Below are 3,408 nucleotides of genomic sequence, written 5' to 3' on the forward strand. Positions count from 1 at the left end.
ACTGTCAGTCGAGTGCGACAATGATGGCTCAATGGATGTGTGGGCTTTTGGTCAACAACATGCAAAGTACCCGAATGTAACGCTCGAAAACCTTGACGACTACATCACCACGATACAACAGCAGGGAGAAAGAGTCGGAAGGGAGATCTTGCCGGGATTAGGAGGTAGGAATAATGAGCCGCCGGTAATGGAAGAGCTCATTGACACGTTCTATAACAGTAAATTACCCGTATATGTCGTCTTTATCACTGACGGTGGCATCAATAAAACCCGAGAGATCAAAGATGCGATCCGCCGCTCCGCCAACTACCCTATTTTCTGGAAGTTCGTCGGCCTCGGCGGCTGTAATTATGGCCTGCTGGAAGTTCTGGATACGTTTACCGACAGACGACTTGATAACTCCCATTTCTTCGCCATCGACGACTTTGCCACGATGTCAGATGAGTGTTTGTTCGATCTTTTGCTGGAAGGGTTTAAACCCTGGCTAGATAAGGCAAAGGAGGCACAAATCCTTTAATCCTCCGCGCGCCATGGGACATTGATGCCAATCACGGCGATGAAATATTTTTATGAATAATATGCTATCGAATAATTCATCACCCATATCATCCTAAAGATTTGTGAGAAATAACCGTTAGTATTAAGAAGATAGAAATGATACGTCTCTCACATTCAAGCATATTTTCAGGACAGCGTTGTCAGATGCTCTGGCATCCTGATACTCAGGAGAACAAGGAATGATCGATAGCATAGCGACCTCTGGATTGCATAGCGTGACCTATTCAGGACAAAATAGCCGTACGGTAAACAGCCAACCTGAACAACAGAATATCGAGGATCGTCATTCGGTATCTGCTGGGGAAAAAAGCGATCTTCAGACGGTGCATATCAGCCAAGAGGCCCTTACTAAATTTCAGGCGTATGCGGAACAACAAAAGGCGGATGGTGCGGCATCCACCTGGCAAAGAACGGCTGAAGGTGCAGCCGTTGCTCAACAGGGCCCGGTTAGTGAAGCAGAGCAAACCGCACGGGAAGCGCTTATAGCCGCTAGCCATGAAGAAATGCGAGTCGAACACGCCAAAATGTCGTATCAGGTGTGGGGAAATCTTTCAGCGGTAACTGACGAGATTGATCAGACTTATTCCTCTTTCCTGGACCAACTTGCCGAAGATAACCCCGATTTAAAGGACGCGTATTTTGGATTCAGTGTTAATAAAGATGGAACACTATTTGTGACGCAGGCAGAAGGGTTGAATAAAGAACAAATTGAGCGGTTGAATAAGGCATTGAATGACGATGATGGATTAGTCAAATTGGCTAATGATCTAGCCAACGCACAAATTGCGGTATTCGACTTCGAGCGCGGATTCAACACGCAAAAGACATTTAATCGAGATAACTACGGTCAAACCATTGATATGGGTGTTGATTTACTCACAAGGTATCTCGCGCGCTCCGCCCCTCATGATGAGTCTGCGTCAGACATCCATCAACGGAATTGGGATAGCAACTGGCTAAACCAATTGTAATACCGCTGCTGCCTAAGCAAGCGATAACGAAATGGCCTTAGAAACAAAAAGGGGGGGCTTTCGCTCCCCTTTCAGGCTGTTCCATCAACGATGATGAAATCATTTATACAGGATTGCTGTGCCACGCAGTTGATCGCCACCAGCAGCAGAGACAATCTTGTAAGACGTTGCGCCCGCGGCTTCAGCCTTGGCAGCCACTTGCGCTTCGAATGCGCTCAGGGTTTCTGCACCACTGACCTGAACGGTACCCACTTCTTGGGCAGCAAAGCTACCGAAAGAAACCAGGCCGAGAGCAAAAAATGCGGCAAATTTTTTGATAGTATTCATGAGGGTAATCCTTCTGTTTGATGTTTGATTAAAAGGCTGTTTGCCTTCGATGTGATAAATCATAGCGCCATCATTCAGAAGTGAATATCAGATAAAATTGCCATAATCATTCAAATTTATTGATTGATTTTACTCTCCTCTGTCGGTAATCGAAATGCCTGATATCAGTGCCAATCCGGGGATATGCAGTTCAACCTGAGTGATTGATGTTGGCGGCGCAACGAACCTTCCGCGCCAGGCACCCACGCGAGGATTTTTATTGCGGTCGTAGCTGAAATTCAATCTCAACGAGGTGGGGAGCTGCGCTTTTCCCGTATCACTCAGCGTAAAATGCTGTCCCTGTGCCTCGATATAAAAGGATGAATTCATTATGTCAGGCGTCATATTCTCATAGATGGTTTCGCCACCAAACGTATCTGCCGTGCTCTCAAACCGCAATTCGATCAGCAACTCTCCATATTGGCGCACAGCACGCATCACCTGCGCCTGCGCATTGGTGCTTGGCGCCGCTACCGTCGGGTGGTCAGCCGCCAGCACCGCCGAGGTGCTCAGCAGCAGCAGACAAAGCCCTGCCACACTGTGCCGCCGAGCATCACGCCAATGCGCGTTTATCCATTTCTTCATCACGGCCAAATTCCTGTGTTCTGTCATAAAAATAACGCTGCGTACGGTTCGTGGTACACAGCGCAAGCAAGTGGTTTACTGGGGGTCTGCTGCGGTAATGCCAAAGGCATTCAGTGAGGCACGGAAAATATCCGTGTTATCAACAAACCGTTGGCTCTCTTCCGGCACATTGTAGGTTGCCAGCCCCTTGTTGGGTTTCGCCACTGAGCGCAAGAAATCCGCGCCGGCACCTTTAGCATAAACGGGGACCAGTTCACGCGTGTGGGTATCAGTGTGCCAGCGCACCAGCGGCAGCGCCCCGGCGCCCTGATTGACAATGTCGGAGAACGCGTCGTTATTTGAATCTGGTCCCTGCAATAACCCATTGCCGTGATCGGTGGTAACAATCACCAGCGTGTCATCCCAGGAGCTGTTCTTTTCTACCCAGGCTACCGCCGCTTCAACCGCGTGGTTGAAATCGATCTGCTCTTCAATCAAACGCGGCAGGTTATTGGCATGCGCAGCCCAATCCACTGCCCCACCTTCCACCATCAACATAAAGCCGTTCGGGTTCTTGGCTATCAGGTTTAGCGCACCACGGGTCATGGTCGCCAAATCAGGCTGATTATCCAGCAACTCGCCAGCAGCAACGCCCGCACGATTAAACTGCAACGTCGCATGGTTTTGCACCGTACCCACCAGCTTGGTTTTGTTACCCATATTCAGTTTGCCATCAGCCAATGCGACAAAATCTGCTTTGGTTTCAATGTGCTTATAGTCGGTTTTGCCCGCCACCAAACGATCCCACACCGCTTTGCCGCCGACATAGCGGTAGGCCTTATCATCCTTCGGCGTCGTCGGTTTGCCGTTTTCATCATAGGCAGGATGGCCGGAACCCATCACCACCGTTGCCAGCCCAGATTCCACGATCTCTTTGCCAATAGCGGCG

Annotated in this window: 5 protein-coding genes; 2 read left to right on the top strand and 3 right to left on the bottom strand. The window is 49.4% G+C overall.

Annotated elements, in window-relative coordinates; translation table 11 throughout:
- Together J5224_RS24170 and J5224_RS24175 are read left to right on the top strand one after the other, a co-directional pair.
- Window positions 1-517, top strand: a 517-nt coding sequence (locus J5224_RS24170) for a VWA domain-containing protein (protein WP_264627770.1), incomplete at its 5' end; no start/stop codon positions are given.
- A gap of 220 nt (window positions 518-737) precedes the next feature.
- Window positions 738-1,529 carry a hypothetical protein gene (locus tag J5224_RS24175; protein ID WP_264627771.1) on the top strand — a complete coding sequence of 264 codons (792 nt, stop codon included), beginning with the start codon at window positions 738-740 and terminating at the stop codon, window positions 1,527-1,529.
- 99 nt (window positions 1,530-1,628) lie between these two features.
- Here the strand turns inward: J5224_RS24175 and J5224_RS24180 are convergent, their stop codons facing one another.
- From J5224_RS24180 to J5224_RS24190, 3 genes are all read right to left on the bottom strand, one after another.
- Window positions 1,629-1,856, bottom strand: a complete 228-nt coding sequence (locus J5224_RS24180; protein ID WP_264627772.1) for a YdgH/BhsA/McbA-like domain containing protein — start codon at window positions 1,854-1,856, stop codon at window positions 1,629-1,631.
- A gap of 129 nt (window positions 1,857-1,985) precedes the next feature.
- A complete protein-coding gene (locus J5224_RS24185; protein WP_264627773.1) occupies window positions 1,986-2,483 on the bottom strand; it encodes a hypothetical protein in 498 nt (165 codons plus the stop codon).
- A 72-nt stretch (window positions 2,484-2,555) separates the two neighbouring features.
- Window positions 2,556-3,408, bottom strand: an 853-nt coding sequence (locus J5224_RS24190) for an alkaline phosphatase (RefSeq protein WP_264627774.1), incomplete at its 5' end; no start/stop codon positions are given.

The organism is Candidatus Symbiopectobacterium sp. NZEC135 (genome assembly GCF_025962695.1).